At 70.8% G+C, this 22622-nt stretch carries 18 protein-coding genes; 3 read left to right on the top strand and 15 right to left on the bottom strand.

Features of this window, described 5'->3' with window-relative positions; genetic code table 11:
* Window positions 1–2 precede the first annotated feature (2 nt).
* Entirely contained in the window at window positions 3–425 is a 423-nt protein-coding gene (locus tag OG210_RS21295; RefSeq protein ID WP_328326616.1) for a thioesterase family protein, read from the top strand.
* Window positions 422–1144: a hypothetical protein gene (locus OG210_RS21300; RefSeq protein WP_328326614.1), complete on the top strand. Its 723-nt coding sequence runs from the start codon at window positions 422–424 to the stop codon at window positions 1142–1144. Before OG210_RS21295 ends, OG210_RS21300 begins: the two co-directional genes overlap by 4 nt.
* Window positions 1145–1219: 75 nt before the next feature.
* Here the strand turns inward: OG210_RS21300 and OG210_RS21305 are convergent, their stop codons facing one another.
* The gene (locus OG210_RS21305; protein ID WP_328326612.1) at window positions 1220–1624 is read right to left on the bottom strand and encodes a globin; all 405 of its coding nucleotides are present in this window, start codon (window positions 1622–1624) and stop codon (window positions 1220–1222) included.
* 129 nt (window positions 1625–1753) lie between these two features.
* Here OG210_RS21305 and OG210_RS21310 point away from each other — a divergent pair, with 129 nt between their 5' ends.
* A complete protein-coding gene (locus OG210_RS21310; RefSeq protein ID WP_328326610.1) occupies window positions 1754–2740 on the top strand; it encodes a methyltransferase domain-containing protein in 987 nt (328 codons plus the stop codon).
* On the opposite strand, the gene OG210_RS21315 is transcribed toward OG210_RS21310, so the two are convergent.
* The 14 genes from OG210_RS21315 to OG210_RS21380 form a co-directional block, all read right to left on the bottom strand.
* Window positions 2718–4040: an FHA domain-containing protein gene (locus OG210_RS21315; RefSeq protein WP_371538285.1), complete on the bottom strand. Its 1323-nt coding sequence runs from the start codon at window positions 4038–4040 to the stop codon at window positions 2718–2720. The two genes, OG210_RS21310 and OG210_RS21315, sit on opposite strands and share 23 nt — an antisense overlap.
* Before the next feature lie 75 nt (window positions 4041–4115).
* Window positions 4116–5489: a VWA domain-containing protein gene (locus tag OG210_RS21320; protein ID WP_328326606.1), complete on the bottom strand. Its 1374-nt coding sequence runs from the start codon at window positions 5487–5489 to the stop codon at window positions 4116–4118.
* A 77-nt stretch (window positions 5490–5566) separates the two neighbouring features.
* Window positions 5567–6922 (bottom strand): protein phosphatase 2C domain-containing protein, encoded by a 1356-nt coding sequence (locus tag OG210_RS21325; RefSeq protein WP_328326604.1) that lies wholly within the window; start codon window positions 6920–6922, stop codon window positions 5567–5569.
* A 4-nt stretch (window positions 6923–6926) separates the two neighbouring features.
* Complete coding sequence (locus tag OG210_RS21330; RefSeq protein ID WP_328326602.1) at window positions 6927–9587, bottom strand: tetratricopeptide repeat protein; 2661 nt, start codon at window positions 9585–9587, stop codon at window positions 6927–6929.
* Window positions 9588–9597: 10 nt separating this feature from the next.
* A complete protein-coding gene (locus OG210_RS21335) occupies window positions 9598–10935 on the bottom strand; it encodes a hypothetical protein (protein WP_328326600.1) in 1338 nt (445 codons plus the stop codon).
* Window positions 10936–11068: 133 nt separating this feature from the next.
* Window positions 11069–12034: a glutamate ABC transporter substrate-binding protein gene (locus OG210_RS21340; RefSeq protein ID WP_328335425.1), complete on the bottom strand. Its 966-nt coding sequence runs from the start codon at window positions 12032–12034 to the stop codon at window positions 11069–11071.
* Window positions 12035–12141: 107 nt separating this feature from the next.
* Complete coding sequence (locus tag OG210_RS21345; RefSeq protein WP_371538291.1) at window positions 12142–13572, bottom strand: hypothetical protein; 1431 nt, start codon at window positions 13570–13572, stop codon at window positions 12142–12144.
* Window positions 13573–14123: 551 nt separating this feature from the next.
* Entirely contained in the window at window positions 14124–15269 is a 1146-nt protein-coding gene (locus tag OG210_RS21350) for a BadF/BadG/BcrA/BcrD ATPase family protein (protein WP_328326598.1), read from the bottom strand.
* On the bottom strand, window positions 15260–16525 hold the full coding sequence (locus tag OG210_RS21355; protein ID WP_328326596.1) for a 6-phospho-beta-glucosidase: 1266 nt from the start codon (window positions 16523–16525) through the stop codon (window positions 15260–15262). Before OG210_RS21355 ends, OG210_RS21350 begins: the two co-directional genes overlap by 10 nt.
* Window positions 16526–16530: 5 nt before the next feature.
* Window positions 16531–17442: a carbohydrate ABC transporter permease gene (locus OG210_RS21360; RefSeq protein WP_328326593.1), complete on the bottom strand. Its 912-nt coding sequence runs from the start codon at window positions 17440–17442 to the stop codon at window positions 16531–16533.
* Between the two features lie 5 nt (window positions 17443–17447).
* Window positions 17448–18389, bottom strand: a complete 942-nt coding sequence (locus OG210_RS21365; protein WP_328326591.1) for a sugar ABC transporter permease — start codon at window positions 18387–18389, stop codon at window positions 17448–17450.
* 7 nt (window positions 18390–18396) lie between these two features.
* The gene (locus OG210_RS21370; protein WP_328326590.1) at window positions 18397–19731 is read right to left on the bottom strand and encodes an ABC transporter substrate-binding protein; all 1335 of its coding nucleotides are present in this window, start codon (window positions 19729–19731) and stop codon (window positions 18397–18399) included.
* Between the two features lie 153 nt (window positions 19732–19884).
* Window positions 19885–21093, bottom strand: coding sequence for an ROK family transcriptional regulator (locus OG210_RS21375; RefSeq protein ID WP_328326588.1), 1209 nt, complete (start codon window positions 21091–21093; stop codon window positions 19885–19887).
* Window positions 21094–21388: 295 nt separating this feature from the next.
* Entirely contained in the window at window positions 21389–22462 is a 1074-nt protein-coding gene (locus OG210_RS21380; RefSeq protein ID WP_328335423.1) for a mechanosensitive ion channel family protein, read from the bottom strand.
* Window positions 22463–22622: the final 160 nt, after the last annotated feature.

Below are 22622 nucleotides of genomic sequence, written 5' to 3' on the forward strand. Positions count from 1 at the left end.
CCGTGCGGCACATCTACTCCTGCCCCCTGCGCTGGTCGGACATGGACGCCTTCGGGCACGTCAACAACGTCGTCTTCCTGCGGTATCTGGAAGAGGCGCGGATCGACTTCATGTTCCGGCTGGCGCCGGGAGACGGTTCGCCGTCGTTCTCCGGCGGGTCCGTCGTGGCCCGGCACGAGATCGACTACGTGCGCCCGCTCGTGCACCGGCACGCGCCGGTCACCGTCGAGTCCTGGGTGACGAAGATCTCCGCCGCGTCGCTGACCATCGCCTACGAGGTGAAGGACGACGACCAGGTGTACGTACGGGCGTCGACTGTCGTCGTCCCGTACAACCTGGAGACGCAGCGTCCGCGGCGGATAACCGCCGAGGAGAAGTCCTTCCTCCAGGAGTATCTGGACCAGCCGGGAGTGCTCGCCGCATGACGGGACTCCCGGTGCTGGCCTTCGCCGACGCCGGGGAGGCGGCCGATCTCGCCGCCTTCCTGGCCCGGCTGATCCACTACGACCGTGCCGCCGCTGTCCGGCTGCAGGCACGGGCGGACGGCGGTACGGAGCAGAGTCTGGCCGTCTTCGGGCGCCCGCCCTCGTTCGAGGTGCTGGCCGTCCGGACGGCGCGGCTGGCCGCCCCCGCCGAACTGGACTTCACCGTCTCGGCGGGTGAACTCCTCGAATCCATCGACGAGCAGGGCGCCACGGCCACCGTCCCCGCTGCTGTCACCGGCCCGCCCTGGGCCGGTCTGCTGCCGCCCCGCAGCGGCTGGCGGCAGCTGCCGGGGCTGCCGTCACCCGATGCGCTGCACTCCGCGGTCGCGGCCGTCGTCGCCGAATTCCGGGTACGTACCGAGGAGTTGCCGGCTGACCGGCGCACCCGCGCCGAACTCGACCGGATCGGGCGGGAGATCTGGTCCCGGCCGGTCGGCGACACCGCCCTCCCGGTCCGCGCGGCACACGCCGCCCAGTCGCTCGGCTTCCTGCGCCCGGTCCGGGTGGCTGTCCCCGACCTCTCCACCGGCGGGGCCGGCCGCCCCGGCCCGTACACGCTGCTCGGCGCCGGCTCCTGGCTCCGGTTGCGTACCCCGTACGGCTCGACCGCCGTCCGCGAGGCATCCGCACTGGGCGGGCTGAGCGTCACTCCCGCCTGACGTCATCGGAAGGCGCTGTCTTCCTTGGGCGGGGCTGTTCCTGGGAGCCGTTTCCGGGGCGGGATGTCGTTCCGGTCAGCCCTCGGTGTTCACCATGGAGGCCGCCGCGTACGTGAGGTACTTCCAGAGCTGCTGCTCGTGTTCCTCGGCCAGACCGAGTTCGTCGACGGCCGCCCGCATGTGCTTCAGCCAGGCGTCATGGGCCGCACGGTCCACCTGGAAAGGGGAGTGCCGCATCCGCAGCCGGGGGTGGCCGCGGTTGTCGCTGTAGGTGCGGGGGCCGCCCCAGTACTGCATCAGGAAGAGGGCGAGCCGCTCCTCGGCCGGGCCGAGGTCCTCCTCCGGGTACATCGGCCGCAGCAGGGGATCTCCCGCTACGCCCTGGTAGAAGTGGTGGACCAGGCGCCGGAAGGTCTCCTCGCCGCCGACCTGCTCGTAGAAGGTCTGCTCCTGAAGCGTGCCGCGCGGGATCTCTGTCACCCCTCCATGGTCGCAGACGTAACGGCGGAGGTCTGCGGTCCTAGGACCCTCGTTCGGATCCTGCGGAGCTGTCCGGCAACCGGCCGCTTCGGGTTCGCTTCGCCGGGCCGGACGCAGCAGAGTGGAGATATGGGCGCAGACCAGGCATTGCGGGCGGCGCTGGTGCGGGAGATCGCGGAGAGCGGCGCACTGGCGGATCCGGCCTGGCGGGACGCGTTCGCCGAGGTGCCGAGGCATCTCTTCGTGCCGTACTACTTCGTGGACGGGGTGGGGCGGGGTGCGCGGCTGTGGGGTGAGGATCCGGACCCTGTGCGGCGCAGGCGCTGGCTGGAGGGTGTCTACACCGACCAGCCGCTGGCCACCCGGATCCGCGACGGCGAGCTGATCTCGTCCAGCAGCCAGCCCTCACTGATGGCGCGGATGCTGGACGGGCTCGCGCTGCGGGACGGCGACGCGGTGCTGGAGATCGGGGCGGGCAGCGGGTACAACGCGGCTCTGCTCGCCCACCGGCTGGGCGACTCCCAGGTCACGACCGTCGACATCGACCCGGAGATCACCGAATCGGCGCGCAGTCATCTGTCGGCCGCCGGTTACGCCCCCGCCGTCGTCACCGGGGACGGGGCGCTGGGCTGCCCCGCGTGGGCGCCCTTCGACGCGATCATCGCGACCTGCGCGCTCCCCTCCGTACCGCGGGCCTGGCTCGCGCAGTGCCGGCCGGGGGCGCGGATCCTCGCCCCGCTCGCGACAGGTCTGATCGTGCTGCGGGTGCGGGATGATCAGCATGCGCAGGGGCGGTTCCTGGAGACGCCCGCGTACTTCGTACCGCTGCGTGGTGCGACGGAGGCCGGGCCGGTGCCGCGCAGCGGCGGGCTGCCGCCCAGCGTGCTGAACGACGCGCTCTTCCGCTTCGTGCTCACCCTGACGAGCGGCAGCCTCGATCCGGTCGAGGCGTACTCCCTCTGGGAGCGCGAGGGGCGTCCGCAGCGGGAACGGTTCGGGGTGACGGTGAGCGGGGAGCACGAGTGGGCCTGGCTGGACGACCCCGAAGGGCCGTACGCGTGGCCGCTCGTCCCCCCTGCTCACCGTCCGGTGGCTACTGCCCCCGGTGGATCCTGATGGTCGTCCAGGCGCCGACGTGCACCCGATCGCCTTCCTGGAGCGGGATCGGCACATAGGGCTGGATCGGGTCCTCGCCGCCGTTGACCGTGGTGCCGTTGGTCGAGTTCTGGTCGACCACCGCCCAGGATCCGTCGGGCTGCTGGACCAGGACCGCGTGCTGGTGCGACACCCCCGGGTCCTCGGGCGGCACCGACAGGTCGATGTCGGGTGACTCGCCCGTGGAGTGCCTGCGGCGGCCGATGGTGATCTGGTTCCCGTCGAGCGGAAGGCGCTGCTCGGGGGAGTAGGCGGGCAGATTGAGCCCGGTGGCCTCGGGGCCACTGCGCTGCATCATCGCCATGAAGTACTCACGGTCGGGGCCGACCGTGGCCGACCAGCCAGCCGGGGCCTGGTTCTCCCCGCCCGGCCGGCCGGGCTGACCGGGCTGACCGGGGTGGTTCGGCCGGCCGGGCAGCGGCTGGCCGGGTCCCTGCTGCGGCTGCGGCTGCGGCTGCGGCTGCGGCTGGTGCGGCTGCGGGGGCTGGGACTGAGGCGGCTGGGACTGCGGGGGCTGGAACTGCTGAGGCGGCTGGTGCTGCGGGGGCGCCTGTCGGCCCGGTCCCTGGGAGCCCGGTCCTTGGGAGCCCGGTCCCTGCGGGTGTCCGGGGCCCTGCCCCTGGCCCGGTCCCTGCGGCTGTCCCTGGCCCGGTCCCTGGGGCTGGGCCCGGGACGGTGGCGGGAGCAGCCAGTCGTCTGCTTCCCGCTGCTCGGCAGGCTGCGGGGCCTGCGGTGCCCTCGGCGGCTGCGCGAACGAGGGCGGCGGCGGAGCGGACTGCTGCTGGTACGGCGGCGGGGGCGGCGGAGGCGGCGGGACGGGACGGCCGCTCGGGGCGTTCGTCAGCGGCTCAGCGGGACGGTTGACCTGCGAGGGCCGCGAGCTCTGGTAGTCGAACGAGTCCGGCGGCCTGGGCGGCTGCTGCTGGGACTGCAGGCCCGGCGGCAGGTTCGGGGCCACCGGCGTGTACGAGGTCGCGGTGTTGGTGAGGAAGTTCCAGCGGCACTCCTCGCAGAACGGCGCCCCGGCCTCGCGCGGCGTGCGGCACTGCGGGCAGATCTCCGCCTGGGCGGTCGCGCTCGGCGGCTGCGGGTAGCCGTAACCGGCCGCAGGGTTGCCACCCGGCGGGGGCTGCTGGGGCGCGCCGCCGCCTGCGTACGGCGGGGGCGGCGGGGGAGGCGGCGGCACGGCGCCCATGCGATGGCCGCAGACCTCGCACCAGTCGTCGGATCCCGACTGGTGTCCGTTAGGGCAGGTCGGCATGGAGTCGCTTCCCCCTCTCCTCGTCCGGCCCGGAGGCCGCAAAACGTCACTCTGCTGCTTATGGTGCTTTTTCTGTTACTTCTTGACGCGAACTGTCTTGGTGGAGCGGGTTTCGAGGGTCATCTCGTCCGCCTCCGCCACCTTTGCCTTCAGTCGCACAGTACCGGTCGCTTCGTCGACGACGTCCACCACCTTCGCGAGCAGTTTCGCAGTGTCCGCGTTCCCCGAGGCTGCCGCAAGCTGCACCGCGCGCCCGAGCTTCGCTGTCGCTCCGTCCAGATTGCCCGACTTGCGGGCATCCAGACCTTGTTGGATGGCCTGTGCCAGTTCAGCCTGGCCTGTGTAGTGCGCGACCTGCGGGTTGATCGAGGTCGAGGCGACCATGTCGTCCGTCCACACCGCGCGCACCAGGCCCTGCGAAAGCGTCTGCGGCGCACCCCCCGCGGGGTCGGGCAGGACGAGCGAGACCCGGGCGGCGAGCATCTCCTGGCCGATTCCCGCCTCCGGCACCTGGACGCACACGTGGTAATCGCGCGACTCGTCTCCCCACGAGCCGGTCGGGTAGTCCCCGGCGCGCGGGCCCACCTCGGTACGACGGTCCGTCAACTGCTCGACGCTCGGTGCCACTTGTTTGACGTACTTGATCTCCACGCCGACGGGTGTCCAGATCCGCAGCGCGACATCTGCGACCTCCTTGCCCATCGTCTTCTCCATCATCTGTGTGAAGTCCGCCGAGAGCCCCGAGGGGTCGGCCACGATGTCGGCCGTGCCGAGCAGCGCCGACGCGATACCGGTGACCTCCTTGACCTCCCAGTCCGTACCGACCCCGCGTGCGTCACAGGTGAACCGGCCCGCCGCGGCGTCCAGCGAGGCCCGCAGGTCCTCCGGCGCCTCGTGTTCGTTGCGGCCGTCGGTCAGCAGGATGCCGTGCCGGATCTGCGGTACGGCGCCGCCCGCCGGGTCGGGGGTGTTGAGCAACCGGTCGGCAAGCCGCAGCCAGGTGCCGATCGCCGTACCCCCGCCGGCGCTCAGCTTGCGCAGCGCCTCCCTGGCCTGGGCACGGGTGGCCCGGTCGGCGACCGCGAGCCTGCCGTTGCCCGGATAGATGTCCTTCGCCACATGGGTGCCCGCCACCACGGAGAACGCGGTGCCGTCCCGCAGTGCGCCGATCGCCGCCGCCGTCGCTTCCCGTGCGTTGCGCATCTTCGTCGGCGGGTAGTCCATCGAACCCGAGCAGTCCACCATGATGACCACGGCGGCCGCCGGTGCCTGTCCCGGCAGCGGTGCGGACGCGGGTCTCGCACCGGAGAGTGCGGAGCCGCTGGTGCCGCCCCCGGTCGAGGTGACCGTGACGATCGCGTTCACCTCGCGCCCGCCCTCCGGCAGGAACTCGTTCTGGTAGATGTCGACGGAGAATTGCGGCACGTTGGATTTGGAGAAGTTGGCCATCTGACGGGCTCCTTGACGACAACGCGGCAATTTCAACAGGGTTAACGAGACAGAGTGACCTTCACGCCTTCACGCCTTCACGCCTTCTCGTGGGCGGAGCCTGCCCTCTGCGGTGGCAGGGGGAACGGCACAACAGCCACTGTTACGTTGTCGTGGCCCCCGCCGTCGAGCGCGTGGCCGACGAGTACCTGCGCGCTGTGCAGGGCCCGGGTGGCCGCGTCCGGCGGGACGATCCGCGCCATCTGCTCGGCCGACTCCGCGTAGTTCCACAGGCCGTCGGAGCAGACCACGACCACACCCGACCGGTCCGGCTTGAAGGATGCCGTGTGCGGCTCCAGTTCGTACGCGTCCGCGCCGAGCCAGCCCGTGATGGCGTGGGCCCGTTCGTCCGCGTACGCCTGCGCCTCGCCCATCAGCCCGTTGGCGACCATCTGCGCCGCCCACGAGTCGTCCTCGGTGAGCCGGGACGGGTGGGCGGTGCGGTCGTCGGGCACCCAGTACACCCGGCTGTCGCCCACCCAGCCGACGACGAGCAGCGCGCCCACCGTGATGGAGGCGACCAGGGTGCAGGCCGGGGCGTTCTGATGGCGGTGCTGGTCGTGCTCCATGGCGCCGGCCGGCTCGTTGGCCAGGGCGTTGACCGCTTCCGACGCGGCGATGATCGCCTCGTGCAGCGCCTGCTGGGGATGAGTGCCCGTGGGCAGGGAGGCCAGCAGCGCCTCATTGGCCGCCGCTGCCGCGGCGGCTGATGCCTCGTCGGGGCGGGTCGCCGACGACACCCCGTCGCAGACGATCGCCACGGTGGCGGCCGAACCGTCCGGCAGGCCCACCGATGACACCGCGAACGCGTCCTCGTTGCGGTGGTGGCGCAGCCCGCGGTCGCTCACCGCGGCCACCGCGTCCAGCTCCTGCTCCATGTGGTCACGTTCGCGGGGCTGGGCGTGGCCGCAGTTCTCGCAGTAGCCGTCGCCGTCGATCCGGCCCGTGCGGCAGGCGACGCAGACCTTTGTGCCCTGAGCCGGTGTGCCCTGCGCCGCGACCTGCGCCGCGCCTTCCGCTGTGCCCTCCGCCGGGGTGGGCGGCACAGCGCCTGCGGCCCGGGGGTCCGGCGCGGACAGCGCGTACTCATCAGGCGCCGGCGGGCCGTCGAACCGTACGCCCGCGGGCAGTTCATTGCCGTCCGACGTGACACCCGGCAGATCGGACCCGGCCTGTACGGGCGCGGGGCTGCCGGAGCTGTCCTGCTCGGCGGCGGCCGGCCAGGCGGTGTGCGGGGCCCCCGTCGGGCTCGTGCCGCCGGCGGCGTTCGCCACGTGGCCGTCCGGCAGCTCGGGCGCCGCCGACAGGTCGTACCCGCACGCGCCGCAGAACAAGTCGCCGGGCTCCAGCGGCTCCTCGCAACCGGGGCACGTGGCCAGATTCGTCTGGGACATCAATTCACACCCACGTCCGGGGGCGGAAACGGTTGGCCCGCTCCACCAGATCGATCCTGTCCTCGCCGCGCTGGGCGAGCCGGGCGAGTACCCGGTACGAGCGTTCGAGTCCGAAGCGGAGGCCACGCTCGTCGAGTGGACTGCCGAGCAGAGTGGTGGACTGCGCCACCTGGCCGCCCCGGCCTCCGGAGAGTACCCAGTCCAGGGCGGTGCCCAGTACTTCGGTGGTGAGTTGCTCCCGCCGCACGGCGTCGAGGCCGAACTGCTGGAGTGCCGCCACCTGGTCCGCGGCCGACCGCAGGTCGTCCACCAGGGGGTCGGTCGGGACACGGCGGCGCAGCCGGGCGCGCACCGCGGCAACGCGGGCCGCCGTGTAGTGGATCGACGCCTCGGGGACGGACTCCAGGGTGCGTACGGCCGCGGTGCGGTCACCGGCCGCGAGCTGCACTCTGGCGAGGCCGAACGCCGCGCTGACATAGCTGGGGTCGGTCGTCCACACGAGGCGGTAGTACTCCGCCGCGTTGTCCAGCTGGCCGAGCACCTCCGCGCAGACACCGAGCGCCACCTTCGGCGCGGGCTCACCGGGAAACGCGTCGTAGATCGCGTCGAAGGACAGCGCGGCCGTCTCCCGGTCGCCGGTGACGAGCGAGGCCAGACCGCGGTACCAGACGACCCGCCAGTCGTGGGGGTACTCGGTCTCCAGGGCCGTGATCATCTCGACCGCGGTGTACGCGTCCCGGCTGTCGAGGAGGGCCCGTGCCTGACGGAGACTCCGTTCGAGCGACGGGGTCGGTGCGGACTCCAGCGCGGTGATCAGCTCGCCGGGTGCCGCGGCCATCAGACCGGCCAGGAGACCGGCGTTCGGGTCGTGCGGGTCGATGCGCGGCACGGGCAGCGCCAGCGCGGTGGTGCCTGCTTCGAGCCCGGCGAGGTACTGGCCGGGCGGGACCGCTGCCGGGCCGGCGGCCGACGGCCCGGCCGGTTCCGGCGGCGCGGCCTGCGTCTGCTCCGGCCGGCGCTGTGCGGGGAGGCCGGCCTGGGCGGGCCCGTGGGCGACGGCGGTACCGGTCGCGATCCCGGCGCCCCCGTTGCTCCGGACCGCCTTTGCTCCCCGGCGGCCGACGGGCAGTTGGCGTGCGCCGAGCAGGGACGCGTCCCCGGTCAGCTCGGTGAAGAGTGCGGTGTCGGTGACCCGAACCTCGGGCCCGAACAGCGTCGACAGCGAAGGTCTCGGCCGTCCCGTCTGGACGGCGACGACCTCCCGCAGCACCCCGGTGAGCTGCTCGGCCATCTCCGCTGCCGATGCGAACCTGCGGGCCGGGTCCGGATCCGTGGCCCGTACGAGCAGCCGGTAGAACGACTCGTACCGCCGGAACACCTCGATGTTGTCCGGGTCGGGGAGGCTGTCGGCGAACACGTTCGTGTAGCCCTGGAAGTCGAAGGTCAGCACGGCGAGGGTGCGCGCCACGGTGTACAGGTCGGAGGCGACCGACGGCCCGACCTCGGCGACCTCGGGCGCCTGGTAGCCGACCGTGCCGTAGATGGCCGACTCGTCGTCGTCCATCCTGCGCACCGCACCCATGTCGATGAGCTTCAGCTGGTCCTGCTGCTGTATCGCGTTGTCGACCTTGAAGTCGCAGTACAGCAGCGCCCGGCTGTGCAGATGGCCGAGCGCCTCCAGGGCCTCGATCCCGTACGCACAGGCCTGCTCCACCGGCAGCGGGTCCCGCCTGCCCGAAGGCCCGCGCCGCTCGTTGGCGATCTCCTTGAGCGACTTGCCGCCGACGTACTCCATGACGATGTAGCCGTCCATGGAGCCGGTCCGCTGGTCGAGGTGCTCCACGAAGTTGTAGATGCGCACGATGTTGGAGTGCTCGATCTCGGCGAGGAAGCGCCGCTCCGAGATCGCCGCGGCCATCGCGTCCTGGTCGCCTGTGTCCAGCAGGCCCTTGAGCACCACCCAGCGGTCGGAGACGGCGCGGTCGACGGCGAGATAGACCCAGCCCAGACCGCCGTGGGCCAGACAGCCCATCACCTCGTACTGCCCGTGCACGACATCGCCGGCGTTCAGTTTCGGTACGAACGAGTAGGGGTGGCCGCACTTGGTGCAGAACCCCTCCGTGCGCCCGGCCCGTGTACCGCGCGAACGGCCCACCTGGGCACCGCAGTCGGAACGCGAGCAGAACCGCTTCCGCTCCGGCACCTCGGGGTTGGCCATCACAGCGGACTGCGGGTCGGGGCGCGGCACATCGGGGATCGATACGAGACCGGCGCCCAGCCGGTTGCGGCCCGAGGAACTCGCCGAACTCCCGGAACTGCGCACCGAGACCGAACGCCCCGAACCCAGCCCCGACAGGGAGCGCGAGAGCCGCCCGGAGACCGACCTGCGCGAGGTCGAAGAACGGGACGACGACCGAGCGGAACGGGACGACGACCGCGACGACCGCGACGACGACCCGGACCCGCCGCGCACCGAAGCACTGCCGGAGCGCGCGCTGTCGCTCCCGCGGCCGCCACCGGCGATCCCGGTCGGCGGTGAACTCACCATGCCGGTGGGCGACACCACCGGCGCCAGACCGCAGGTGCCGCAGTACAGCTCGCCGCCGCCCATGTCCTCATAGCTGCCCTCGCACCCGGGGCGCTGGCACTGCTGCTGTTCGCTCATCCCGCATTCCTCACGCGTTCCCCCTGTGGTCGGTGGGCCCGGCCTGTCTCGGGACCAGGACCTCCGCCGTGGCCTGCTGATAGCGGAGCACCGCCTGTTCGGCGACGCGCAGATCGCACGGCGCGCTCCACAGCATTCTGCGGGCCGCGTCGTACCGCTCGATCAGCAGGGGATCCTCCGCCATTCCGTGCCGGGCGACCTTCGCCCGGTAGGCGTCCAGCCGGCCCCGCAGCTCCGCGCGGACGGCGAGCGGCGCGGTGACCGCGGACAGCGAATCACGGGCGCGCCGCAGTTCGTCGTCGGCCTCCCGTTCGAGGGATTCCAGGAGCGGCGAGAGCCGGTGCCACTGGGCGTGCCTGCGGTACTCGGCGGCGGCCCGCAGCTGCTCCTGGAGCACCGTCGAAGGTCCGCTCACCGCGGGCACCTCGGACGCGGCGATCTTCGCCAGCACCTCACCCCGCGCCGATCTGGCCTCGGTGAGCGTGCGGTCCGCGCGCGTCAGTACGTCCCGCAGCCGCAGCAGCCGCTGCTCGGCGTCCTGCCGGACAGTGAGCACCGCGTCGATCTCGCGGCGGATCTCCTCCAGGGCCCGGGCCGCACGGTCGTAGCGCTCTGTGTCGGCGCGCCCGCCGCCCGGGGCCGAACTGCCCTGTGTGGGAGACCAGTAGGCCAGCGGGTCGGATATCACCCCGGCGCGCAGCGTGGCCAACTCCTGGGTGATCGACTCCAGGTCGTCGCCCGCCGGGTGCTCACCGGGGCGTACACCGACCGAGTGCGCCAGCGAACGGGTGCGCGCCAGCTCCGCCGCGAGCAGGTCGATCCGGGCGGGCAGTGCGGACCACACCGAGTCCGATGCGACGATCATGTCCAGCGACTGCGCGTACAGCGCGTTCATCCGGGTCACCAGCTCTTCGAGCGAGAACCGCTCGGTGAGTCCGGCGGGCCCGGTGAGGGCGGCCGGGAGCTGGGCGGCGGTGCTCGCCAGGGTTACGCCCCGGCCGCGCAGCACATCGGTGAGCTCGGCCAGGTCCTCCTGGCCGGGCCAGCGCCGCCGGGAACGCAGCGTACGGGCCTCCTCCAGCGCCTTCGCGTACGCGTCGAAGTACGTCCAGAGCACGGTGATCGACTGCTCGGTGGCGGCCCAGCGGTCCTTGGTGACCCCCGTCAGCTCGGCACCTTCGAGGAGCCGGCGCCCGGCGTGGTCCTGCAGGGCGAGGAGCGAGGTCTCGATGGCCTCGTGCTCCGCGCCGAGCCGCGCCAGCGCACGGTCCACCTCGTCCCGGTCCATCACCGGCCCGGGGGCGCTCCCCGGCCCGCCGGGGCTGGGGACGGAACCCGCGACGCCCATCGATCACCTCTCCGCTCCGCTGCCCTGTGCTGCGTGTGTGCTGCGCTGCCTGTGTCCTGTGCTGCTGCCTACAGTGTCAAGTTCTGCCCGTGACCGCGCTGTTCTACCGGTACTCGGCTTACCGGTACGCGGCCTACCGGTACTTCGGTGCGGGAGGTGCCTTGATCCCCTTCAGATCCGCCGAGAGCCACTTCCGGTACGCCTTCATCCAGGGGCTTCCGTCGCCGCCCGCGCGGTAGTCGACGAGCACCTGGTTGATCCGGCGCACCAGATCGTCGTTGCCCAGCTTCGTCGCCACGCCGTAGTACTCGGTGGTGAACGGCTGGCCCTTGAGGTCGACGGCCGGGTCCTGCGCCGCCTGGCCGGCCGCCAGGGCGTTGTCCGTGACCACCGCGTCGACCAGGCCCAGTTGGAGCTTGACCAGGCAGTCCAGCTGGTTGGGCACGGTCCGCTGCTCGGTCGGTGTGTCGGCGAAGACCGCGCCGTACGACTTGGCCTTCAGGGCGTCGTACGCCGTCGAGCCGGTCGCCGTGCAGACCCTCTTGCCTTTGAGCGTCTCGTTGTACCCGGTGATCGTGGACCCCTTGGGGGCCAGGACCTGCTGGCCGGCCTGGAAGTACGCGGTGGAGAAGGCGACTTGCTTGACCCGCTCGCAGTTGATCGTCATCGTCCGTACGACGATGTCGACCTTGTCCTCCTGCAGCGCCTCGACCCGCTGGTTGGTGGGGATGGCGCGGTAGGTGACCTTGTCCTCGCTGCCCAGGATGTTCTTCGCTATGGCCCGGACAAGAGCGATGTCGAAGCCGTCCAGCCTGCGGGTGGCCGGGTCGCGGTATCCCCAGCGGTAGCTGTTCTGGTCGACACCGACGACGAGGTGGCCGGCCTTCTTGATCCGGTCGATGGTGGGGCCGTCCGCGCCGGACGGGGTGAGGCTCGCCTCCGGGTCGGTGCAGGTCTCGGCCTTCGCGGGGGAGGCCAGTGCCACCTGCTGGCCGCCCGTCCCCGCACTGTCGCCGGGCCCCGCACCATCGCTGGAACCGCTGTTCAGGACGAGCGGGAGCACGGTCGCGGCCGCCGTCAGCGCACACGCCGCGGCCATCGCCGTGACGCCGCCCCAGCCATGGAGCCTGCCGCTCCTCTGATTCAGCACGCTGCCCCTCCTCACCTGGCCCCCGCTCGCCTGGCCGTTGCCCACCTGGCCCCTGCTCACCTGTACTCCGAAAGCCTGCGGCTGATGCCCAGCCCCGCGGCCGCCGCACCCAGTACGGCCAGCACTGCCGCGCCCACCGGAAGCCCGGTCAGCGCGCCCCGGCCGTCCGACGCTGCTTGGGTGAACTCCTTCTGCTCATGGCCGAGCGCCTGGTCCAGTGCCGTGTCCACCTGGTCGAAGGACTGACCGGTCGAGCCCGTCCTGCCGATGACCTGCGTGAGCGCCTGGTCGTAATCGCCGCTGTCGTCAGTGCGGCGTGCTGCGGCATGGCGGGCCTTCCAGGTGGCCACGTCGTCCGCTGCGGCCTTCACCGGCTCGCTGCCCGCCTTGTCGTTGGCCAGGCTTTTCGCCTTGTCGAGCCCGCTGACCAGGGAGGCCATGTCCTTGGTGTAGTCGGACTCGTACTGGTCGTGCTTGCCGTCCTTGGTCAGTACGGAACCGCGCGAGACCAGGGTGAGGTTCTCGTTGGAGCGTGCCTTCAGCGAGCTGATGCGCGCGTCGTTGAGCACCTTCAGCGACTCCTGGCCGTGCGCCCGCGACGTGTGCAGATCGGCGGTCGCGACCAGGTGTCCGGCCATCAGCCACAGCAGCACCACGACGGAGGCGGCCGACGCGGCGACCAGGCCGTGGTTGAACACCCGGTTGGTCCGCAGGTAGTTGCGCCGCTGGACACAGACGAGGCCGCCCAGGGCCAGAATCCCCACCACGGTGCCGAAGTACGGCCAGAGGGTGGCCGAGTCGTAGTCGTCGTACAGCCGGCCCGTCTCCGCTTCGTAGAGCTTCTCCGCGGCCGGCAGCAGCAGCGTGCTCATCTGCTGGTTGGCGTACCGCAAGTAGGCGCCGCCGAGCGGCAGTCCCTGGCGGTTGTTGGCGCGGGCGCGCTCCACCAGCCCTGTGTAGCGGGGGAGCTGCTCATTGAGCTGGGCGATCTGGCGCCCCGACTCGGTCGAACTGTCCGTGTGGGAAGCGGCCTTCGCCAGCAGCCGGGACGCTGTCGTGATGTCGCTGTCGTACCGGGCGTGCACATCCGCGGGCTCCACGGAGCCCGCCAGGAAGCCGCTCGCCGCCGCGGTGTCCGCGTCGGCCAGCGAGCGGTAGATGTTCGCCGCGTCCGCGCTGAGCGGCTGGCTGCGGCTGACCACATCGTCGGCGGCGGCCGCCCGGTCGGAGATCTCGAAGGCGGTCACCGCTCCGAAGGCCACGACCAGCGCGGCCACCAGCGTCCCCATGATCCACAGCCGGCCCGGCTCGGTGGTCGCGGCGGCGCGCAGCCGGTCCCGGGACCCCGCCCAGGCGCTGCGTCGCTCCGGCGGCACCGGTGCCTGCGCGGGCGATGCGGGCGCGGGCACACGCACGGGTGACGCGGGCGGAGGCGGCTGCGCGGGCGGTGGGCCCTGCACCGTGCCCCCGTTCGGCGGGTGTACCACTCGACCTCCCCCTGTCTGTCACGATCGGTCTTTCACGATCGCCTTCACGAGCTGGCTGTCACGAGCTGGCTGTCATGATCTGTCGCGATCTGTGTTTCGCGACTTCACTGGGCTTCCCCGGTCATGAACTCGGTCATGAACTCGGTCATGAACTCCCTGACTGTTCATGAACTCCGTGGCAGCGGAAGACAAGTGCCCGGCCAGCAGTATGGCCGCCGGGGCCCGGTACGCGCACCAGGATGGGCCGATCTTGATCGATCCGTCGCCTGCCCCGCCCAGTTCTCTCCCCGCGCTCCTCCCGAGCCCTCTCTGCGCTTTTCCCACTCCTGTCCCCGCGCTCGCCGCTCGCCGCCCTCACCTTGAATACGCCGCCCGGATCAATTCGGTTCCCGTTCGAGCCCCGGCCTTCAGGTGTCACCGGGGTGCCATCCAGGCGGAATGCGCACATCAGGGGCGTACGGAGAGGGGGTTGCGCTCCGCTCCGCGCGGAACACAACCCCCGTCGCCCATCAGGACACAACCCCCTTCACCCACGGGGACGGCCTGGCCCCTCAGGCGTACTGCTCCCGGACCCGCGCGTAGGACTCCGCCGGGGCCGAGATCCGGTCAAGACCCAGCAGGGCGGCGCCGAGTACCGGCGAGGCCGACACCACCCGGGGGACGGCCTTCGGCGCACGGTCGGCCAGCAGCTGCCGGATGCGGCCGTCCAACTGCGGGTGCCGCGCGGCCAGTACGCTCCCGCCCAGCAGCACCGGAGTCTCCTCGTCGAGCAGGCCGAGCCGGCCCAGCGCCACCACGGCGAGCGAGACGACCTCCTCCGCCTGCCGCTCGACGACCGAGCGGGCGACCGGGTCACCGGCCGCCGCGGTCGCGAAGAGGACCGGTGCCAGTTCGTGCTTGCGCTCCGGCGGGATATGGCCCAGGTGCAGCGCCTCGATCACGGCGTACATCGTCGGCAGCCCGAAGTGCGCGGGCACTGTCCGCATCAGCTCGGTGCGCCCGCCGCGCCCGTCCTCGGCGCGCGCCGCATGGAACAGCGCCTCCTCGGCCAGTCCGCCGCCGCCTCCCCAGTCGCCGGAGATACGGCCGATCGCGGGGAAGCGGGCGGTGCGTCCGTCGGGCGTCATCCCGACACAGTTGATGCCGGCCCCGCACACGACGGCCACCCCGCGCGGCTCGTCCACGCCCGCGCGCAGGATCGCGAAGGTGTCGTTGCGTACCTCGACCGCCGGGCCCCAGCCGCGTGCCTCGATGGCGGCGGCCAGGTCCCGCTCCTCGACCGGGAGATCGGCGTTGGCCAGACAGGCGGAGACGAACGATGCGTATGGCTGAAATTCAACCCCACGGGCCGCCGCACTGCTCTCACCGGCGCCACCGACCCCAGCAGTTGCACCGCCCCCACCGACGCCAGCAGCCGCGGCGCCCCCACCGACACCACCGCCCCCCAGCACCGCACAAGCCCCCGCGCGTGCCGCAGCCGCAGCCGCCCCCGCGCGTGCAGCCCCCGCAGCTGCCTCCGCGACCGCCGCCCCGACCGCGACGGCCAGCACGTCCACCGCCGCCTCGATCCCCACCACAGGCGGCTGGAAGCCGCCGGAGCGGCCCCGCCCCAGGACGGTGCCGTCCGCCGCGATGACGGCCGCGTCCGTCTTGCTGTTGCCGGCGTCGATCGCCAGCACACTTGCTGTCAGGCCCACGCGAAGTGCTCCCGGTTGTGCGCGATGAGCTTGTCCGTCAGCTCGTCGGCGTACGCGTACTGCCCGATCAGCGGGTGCGCGAGCAGGGCCCGGAACACCCGGTCCCGGCCGCCGCGCAGCGCGGCTTCCAGGGCGAGGTCCTCGTACGCCGTGACGTTCGCGACCAGACCGGCGTACAGCGGGTCCAGCGCGGGCACGGCCAGCGGCGTCGCGCCACTGCCGTCCACCGTCGCCTGTACCTCGATCACGGCGTCGTCGGGGAGGAACGGCAGCGTGCCGTTGTTGTACGTGTTGACCACCTGATACCGGGAGCCTCCCGACCCCAGCAGCGAGGACGCCAGGTCGACGGCCGCCTCCGAGTAGAAGGCGCCGCCCCGCTTGGCGAGCAGCGCGGGCTTCTCGTCCAGCTTCGGGTCGCCGTACATGGCGAGCAGCTCCTTCTCCATCGCGGCGACCTCGGCGGCCCGCGACGGCTTGCTGCCCAGTTCCCTGACGACCGCGTCGTGCGCGTAGAAGTAGCGCAGGTAGTACGAGGGCACCACCCCGAGCCGGTCCACGACCGAGCGCGGCAGACGCAGGTCGTCGGCTATCGCGTCGCCGTGCTCGCCGAGCAGCTTCGGCAGGACGTCCTCGCCGTCGGGGCCGCCCAGGCGGACACCCAGCTCCCAGGTGAGGTGGTTGAGCCCCACGTGGTTGAGGAACACGTCCGACGGCGCCACATCGAGGTGCGCGGCGAACTTCCGCTGGAAGCCGATGGCCACGTTGCAGAGCCCGACGGCTTTGTGCCCGGCCTGGAGCAGCGCCCGGGTGACGATGCCCACCGGGTTGGTGAAGTCGATGATCCAGGCATCGGGGTTGGTGCGCCGTACGCGCTCGGCGATGTCCAGCACCACCGGCACCGTGCGCATCGCCTTGGCCAGGCCGCCCGCGCCCGTCGTCTCCTGCCCGACGCAGCCGCACTCCAGCGGCCAGGTCTCGTCCTGCTGCCGGGCGGCCTGGCCGCCGACGCGCAGCTGGAGCAGGACCGCGTCGGCGTCGGCGACGCCCGCGTCGAGGTCCGAGGTCGTCGTGATGACCCCCGGGTGCCCCTGCTTGGCGAAGATCCGCCGGGCGAGACCGCCCACCAGTTCAAGACGGTCGGCCGCGGGGTCGACGAGTACCAGCTCACTGATCGGCAGCGTGTCCCGCAACCGCGCGAAGCCGTCGATGAGTTCGGGCGTGTAGGTGGACCCGCCCCCCACTACTGCGAGCTTCATTTCAGCTAACCCTTCACTCCGGTCAGTGTGACGCCCTCGACGAATGCCTTCTGTGCGAAGAAGAAGACGAGGATCACAGGGGCCATGACCAGGACGGTCGCGGCCATGGTCAGATTCCAGTCGGTATGGTGTGCGCCCTTGAAGGACTCCAGGCCGTAGGAGAGCGTCCAGGCGGCCGAGTTCTCCGAGGTGTAGATCTGCGGGCCGAAGTAGTCGTTCCAGGCGTAGAAGAACTGGAAGAGCGCGACGGCCGCGATGCCCGGCCTGGCCATCGGGACGATGACCTTCAGCAGGGTGCGGAACTCGCCGCAGCCGTCGACCTTCGCCGCGTCGATGTACTCGTCGGGGATGGTCAGCAGGAACTGCCGCAGCAGGAAGATGGAGAACGCGTCACCGAACGCCATCGGGATGATCAGCGGCCAGAGCGTGCCCGACAGGTCCAGCTGCTTCGCCCAGAACAGGTACATCGGGATGATGACGACCTGCGGCGGCAGCATCATCATCGAGATGACGAGCATCAGCGACAGATGCCGGCCGCGGAAGCGGAACTTGGCGAGCGCGTACGCCACGGGCAGCGACGACACCACGGTCAGTACGGTGCCGAGACCCGCGTACAGCAGGGTGTTCCGCCACCAGGACAGGAAGCCCGGAGTGTCGAACACCTTGCGGTAGTTGGACCACTCGAAGGTGTGCGGCCACAGGTCGCGGGTGAGCGCCTGCTGGTCGCTCATCAGCGAGGTGAGGATCACGAAGACGAACGGCAGCACGAAGAACAGCGCGGCGGCCACTCCGAGGGCGTGCACGGCGATCCAGTGCAGCAGGGTCTTCCGGCGGGCGGTCCGCTGGGCGGCGGCGGGGTCCTCGCCTCCCCGGGCCCGGACCGGGGGGTTCTCCGCGAGCTGGGTGAGCTGTGTCATGACGGTCAGTCACCTGCCTGTACGAGCCCGCTGCGGCGCCGCATCAGCAGTGCGGTGAACGCCATGGCCAGGGCGAAGAGGACGAGCGCGACCACACACGCGGAGCCGTAGTCGAAGCGCTGGAAGCCGAGCGTGTAGACGAGCTGCGGCAGGGTCAGCGTGGACTTGTCGGGGAAGCCGGGCTGGAACTGCTGCCCGGAGCCGCCGATGATGCCCGACGCGACCTTCCCGGCCACCAGTGGCTGGGTGTAGTACTGCATCGCCTGGATGATCCCGGTGACCACGGCGAACATGATGATCGGCGAGATGTTCGGCAGCGTCACGAACCGGAAGCGCTGCAGCGCTGACGCGCCGTCCAGCTCCGCCGCCTCGTACTGCTCCTTCGGTACGTCGAGGAGCGCGGCCATGAAGATCACCATCAGGTCGCCGATGCCCCACACCGCGAGCATGGTGAGCGCGGGCTTCGACCAGGTCGCGTCGGTGAACCAGCCGGGTGTCGGCAGCCCGATGCCGCCGAGTATCGAGTTGACCGGCCCCGTCCCCGGGTTGAGCAGGAAGACGAAGGCCAGGGTCGCGGCGACCGGCGGCGCGAGATACGGCAGGTAGAACAGGGTCCGGAAGATCCCGGCACCCGTCTTGATCTTCGTGATCAGCATCCCGATGCCGAGCCCGAAGACCACCCGGCAGGCGACCATCACGACCACCAGCCAGAGCGTGTTGCGCATCGCGGGCCAGAAGTCCGGGTACTCGGTGAAGACGTACGTCCAGTTCGTCAGGCCGTTGAAGGACGGGGCCTTGAAGCCGTCGTACTTCGTGAAGGAGAAGTAGACGGTCGAGACCAGCGGGTACACGAAGAAGAGGCAGAACCCGATGAGCCAGGGCGACATGAAGGCCGCCGTCCGCACGGCCGCGCGGCGGCGCTTCGAACGCGGGGTGTACGTGGTCATGGCGAGGCTACTTCGCCTTCTCGTTGTCCTTGTCGATCTGCGAAGCGGTCTTCCGCAGACCGGCCTGCAGATCCTTCGCCCTGCCGGACTCGAAGTCGTATCCGAAGTCCTGGAGGGTCACCTGGTAGGTGCCGCCGTTGACCGACGGAGGCGTGGTGTTGGACCGCGGGTCCTGCGCGATGTCCAGGAACGTCTTCAGCCGCGGGTCGAACTTCAGCTTCGGTGACTTGAGCGCGGCCAGCGTGGACGGGATGTTGTGGATGTCGTTGGCGAAGTCCACGACCGCGTCGGTGTCGGTGGTGATGTACTTGACGAACTCCCAGGAGGCGTTCTGCTTCTTGCTGGTCGACGCGATACCGGCGATCGTGCCGGTGATGTAGCCCTTGCCGTACGAGGCGGCCTGGTCGTCGGGGACCGGCAGCGGCGCGATGCCGATGTCCACCTTCGACTTGGCATCCTGGGCCATCCCGAGGCGCCACTCGCCGTCGACCTGCATGGCGACCTGGCCGGTCTGGAAGGGGTGCTTGGCGCCCCACTCGTCGCCGAACGTGGCCCGGTACTTCTCCAGCTTGCTGAAACCGCCCAGCTTCTTCACCAGGTTCTGCTGCCAGGTGAACATCTTCCCGAAGGCGGGATCCCTGTCGACGTTCGACTTGCCGTCCTTGCCGACGTAGGTGGGGCTCCACTGCGCCACCATGTGGCTGGGCGTCGACTCGTAACCGTGGAAGGTCGGCATGAAGCCGAGCTGCTGGTACGAGTCGCCCTTGGACTTCGTCAGCTTGACGGCGTCCTGGTCGAACTCGGTCCAGGTCTTGGGCGGCGCGGTGATCCCGGCGTCCTTGAACTCGGCCTTGTTGTAGTAGAGCGCGTACGCGTCGCTGAGCAGCGGCAGGGTGCAGCGCACGCCGTCGAACTGCGTGTAGTCCTGGAGCGGCTTGGAGAAGGTCTTGTCCAGGTCGATCTTCGACTTGGCGAGGAAGGGCTTCAGATCCGCGAAGGCACCGGACGAGCAGAACTTGCCGACGTTGTCGGTGGTGAAGGAGGAGACGACGTCGGGGGCGTCCGAACCGCCGCCGCGCAGCGCCTGGTTGATCTTGTCGTCGGTCATGTTGCCGACGACCTTCACCTTGATGTTCGGGTGGATCTTCTCGAACCGGTCGACATCCGCCTGGATCGCCTTGACCTCGCTCGCGGCGCTCCAGCCGTGCCAGAAGGTGATGGTGGTCTTCGCGTTCACGTCGTCGGTCGCGCCGCCCGAGCTCTGGCCCGTACAGGCCGAGGCGAGCAGGGACATGGATGCGGCAGCGACGGCGGACGCGGCCAGTCGGCGGTTTCTGGGCATGACGGAATCTCCCTCTGGCGGATCTGTGGCTTTACGGGGGTACTCGCGGAGCTGCTTGCGGGGCACTCGGGTAAGCGGAACCTGCGGGGCACTCGGAGGAAACAGAAGGGCTGAGCGAAGGGGTACGGCGGGACGCGGTCGGCGCTGCGGGGGTCAGGGGGCCGAGGTGTCGAACACCTCGTCGCGGGTGGTGGCGAGTGCGCTCTCCAACGCCCCGCGCAGGACGGGCTGTTCCCGTACGGAGCCGAGGACGAGCCGGGGCCGGGACGCGGCCAGCTCGGCCAGTTCGCGCTGGACGAGTTCGCGCAGCGGTTCGCCGCCCGCCGCGATCAGATCGCCGGAGAGAACCAGGAGTTCGGGGTCGAGCACGGCCACCAGCGAGGCGAGACCGGTGGCCACCGCGGTGGCGAAGACCTCCAGGAGGCGGCGGTACGGTCCTCCGTCGGCCCGCGCGGCCTCGGAGACCAGCGCGCTCGCCACCTCGATGTGCGAACCGCTGCCGATGTCCTCGATGCCCAGCTCCCGGGCCAGTCTGGCCAGCGCCTGGGAGCCGGCGAGCTCCTGGAAGCCGCCCGCGTTGACCTTGGTCACCTGGCGTACCAGCGGGGCGCCGGGCACCGGCATGAAGCCGACCTCGCCCGCGCCGCCGGTGAAGCCGCGGTGCAGCCGGCCGCCGAGGACGACGGCGGCGCCGACGCCCTCCTCGTTCCAGAGCAGTACGAAGTCCTCGTGACCGCGGGCGGCTCCCAGTCGCTGTTCGGCGATGGCTGCCAGATTGACGTCGTTCTCGTACTCGACGGGCATCGGCAGCGCGGCCGCCAGCTCGTCGAGCAGCGTGGGGGAGTGCCAGCCGGGCAGATGGGATGCGTACCGCAGCCGGCCGGTGTTCGGGTCGAAGGCGCCGGGGGTGCCGACCACCACGCGCCGCAGATCGGCCCGCACCAGTCCGGCGGCCTTCGTGGCGCCGTCCAGGGCGTCGGTCACCTGCTTGACCACGTCGGCGCCGCGCCTGCCGGGGGTCGAGAGGCGGAACTCGCCGATGGTGCGGCCCGTGATGTCCGCGACGGCGGCCCGGATGCGCTGCGGGTTCACATCGATCCCGGCGGCGTGGCCGGCCCCCGCGTTGACGGCGTAGAGCTGGGCGCTCGGTCCTGGCCGGCCCTCGCTGGTGCCGGTGGCCACCACGAGCCCGGCGGCCTCAAGGCGCGCCAGCAGCTGGGAGGCGGTCGGCTTGGAGAGCCCGGTCAGCTTGCCGATCTTCGTGCGGGAGAGCGGTCCGTGCTCAAGCAGCAGGTCGAGGGCGGCGCGGTCGTTCATCGCCCGCAGCACGCGGGGGGTTCCTGGAGTCGTGCCACCGGCCACGTCGTACGCACCTGCCCCTCGCGCCACTGTTCAGGAAGCACTGTTAGGAAAGTTTCCAATTCGGTTGTGAGGAACGTAGGCCGCAGGTCAGCCGGGCGTCAATGGTCTGTCCCCGTCCGGCAACCAAAGCGTTACCTGGGCACACGGAAAGAGCGCCCCGCGTGTTCTGCGGGGCGCTCGTCCGTACGGAGAGTGAACGGTGCTGCTAGGGGCTCCGGGAGACGGCGCCGCTCCGGGCCGTTTACTTCGAAAGGCTCTGCTGCTTCGAAAGAGTCTGCTGCTTCGAAAGGCTCTGCTACTTCGAGAGGTTCTGCGGCGGGATCGGCGTCGCGGCGAGCGACTGCGGCGATGTCGGGCTGGCCAGTGCGGACGGGGCCGCCATGCCGGCCGACGGGTCCGGCGGGGGCTCCTGCGTGTCGACCGTGACGGGGCCGCCCACGACCGTGATGCCCGCCTCCTCCAGCGCGATCTTGAGCCGCCAGCGCAGCTCCCGCTCCACGCCCAGGGCCTTGCCCGGCATGGTCTTGGCGGAGATCCTGATGACCATCGAGTCCAGCAGTACGGAGTCCAGACCGAGGATCTCGACCGGGCCCCAGAGCTGTTCGTTCCACGGTTCGGACTTGGCCAGATCCTGCGCGACCACGCTGATCACCTCGCGCAGCCGCTCCAGGTCCTCGGTCGGCTTGACCTGGACGTCCACGGCCGCGGTCGCCCAGCCCTGGCTGAGGTTGCCGATCCGCTTGATCTCGCCGTTGCGTACGTACCAGATCGCGCCGTTCTCGCCGCGCAGTTTGGTCACCCGCAGCCCGACCTCTATCACCTCGCCGGTCGCGACCCCGGCGTCGATGCTGTCCCCGACGCCGTACTGGTCTTCCATGATCATGAAGACACCGGAGAGGAAGTCGGTGACCAGATTGCGCGCACCGAACCCGATCGCGACCCCGGCGACCCCGGCGGACGCGAGCAGCGGCGCCAGATCGATCTTGAGCGTGGAGAGCACCATCAGGGCCGCGGTGCCGAGGATCACGAAGGACGCCACCGAGCGCAGCACCGAACCGATGGCCTCGGAACGCTGGCGCCGGCGCTCCTGGTTCACCAGGAGACCGCCGAGAGCGGTGCCTTCGACGGCCGTCGCGCTGCGGTTCATGTGCTCTATCAGCCGGGTGAGCGCCCGCCGGACAAGAGAGCGCAGCACGGTGGCGATGACGAGGATCAGGAGGATCCGCAGCCCGATCGAGAGCCAGGTGGACCAGTTCTGCTGCACCCAGTCGGCGGCATACGTCGCGGACTTCTGAGCGTTGTCGAGACTGTCGGCCGTACCGGGCCGAGAGCTGTCACCCGTCGCTAGCGACCAGGTCACGGCTTGCACGGCGTTCACAGCGGAAACCTCCAGGGGAAGCGGGCAGAACCTCCACACTAACGGCGCATCACCGCTACTTCGGCCGACCTGTTCGGCGGAGAGATCTATCCCACGCGCGGAACCGGTATGAAGGGCTGGGAACCGCTGACAGCCGCTGAAAACCGCCGGG

The sequence above is a fragment of the Streptomyces sp. NBC_00466 genome (assembly GCF_041433995.1).
In the GTDB taxonomy this organism is placed as follows: Bacteria; Actinomycetota; Actinomycetes; order Streptomycetales; family Streptomycetaceae; genus Streptomyces.

Excerpts from the sequence above, each read along its gene's own strand:
- OG210_RS21315 (WP_371538285.1), bottom strand. The coding sequence starts at position 4,040 with ATGCCGACCTGCCCTAACGGACACCAGTCGGGATCCGACGACTGGTGC.
- OG210_RS21325 (WP_328326604.1), bottom strand. The coding sequence starts at position 6,922 with ATGTCCCAGACGAATCTGGCCACGTGCCCCGGTTGCGAGGAGCCGCTG.
- OG210_RS21355 (WP_328326596.1), bottom strand. The coding sequence starts at position 16,525 with ATGAAGCTCGCAGTAGTGGGGGGCGGGTCCACCTACACGCCCGAACTC.
- OG210_RS21335 (WP_328326600.1), bottom strand. The coding sequence starts at position 10,935 with ATGGGCGTCGCGGGTTCCGTCCCCAGCCCCGGCGGGCCGGGGAGCGCC.
- OG210_RS21320 (WP_328326606.1), bottom strand. The coding sequence starts at position 5,489 with ATGGCCAACTTCTCCAAATCCAACGTGCCGCAATTCTCCGTCGACATC.
- OG210_RS21310 (WP_328326610.1), top strand. The coding sequence starts at position 1,754 with ATGGGCGCAGACCAGGCATTGCGGGCGGCGCTGGTGCGGGAGATCGCG.
- OG210_RS21365 (WP_328326591.1), bottom strand. The coding sequence starts at position 18,389 with ATGACCACGTACACCCCGCGTTCGAAGCGCCGCCGCGCGGCCGTGCGG.
- OG210_RS21330 (WP_328326602.1), bottom strand. The coding sequence starts at position 9,587 with ATGAGCGAACAGCAGCAGTGCCAGCGCCCCGGGTGCGAGGGCAGCTAT.
- OG210_RS21360 (WP_328326593.1), bottom strand. The coding sequence starts at position 17,442 with ATGACACAGCTCACCCAGCTCGCGGAGAACCCCCCGGTCCGGGCCCGG.
- OG210_RS21370 (WP_328326590.1), bottom strand. The coding sequence starts at position 19,731 with ATGCCCAGAAACCGCCGACTGGCCGCGTCCGCCGTCGCTGCCGCATCC.
- OG210_RS21340 (WP_328335425.1), bottom strand. The coding sequence starts at position 12,034 with ATGGCCGCGGCGTGTGCGCTGACGGCGGCCGCGACCGTGCTCCCGCTC.
- OG210_RS21300 (WP_328326614.1), top strand. The coding sequence starts at position 422 with ATGACGGGACTCCCGGTGCTGGCCTTCGCCGACGCCGGGGAGGCGGCC.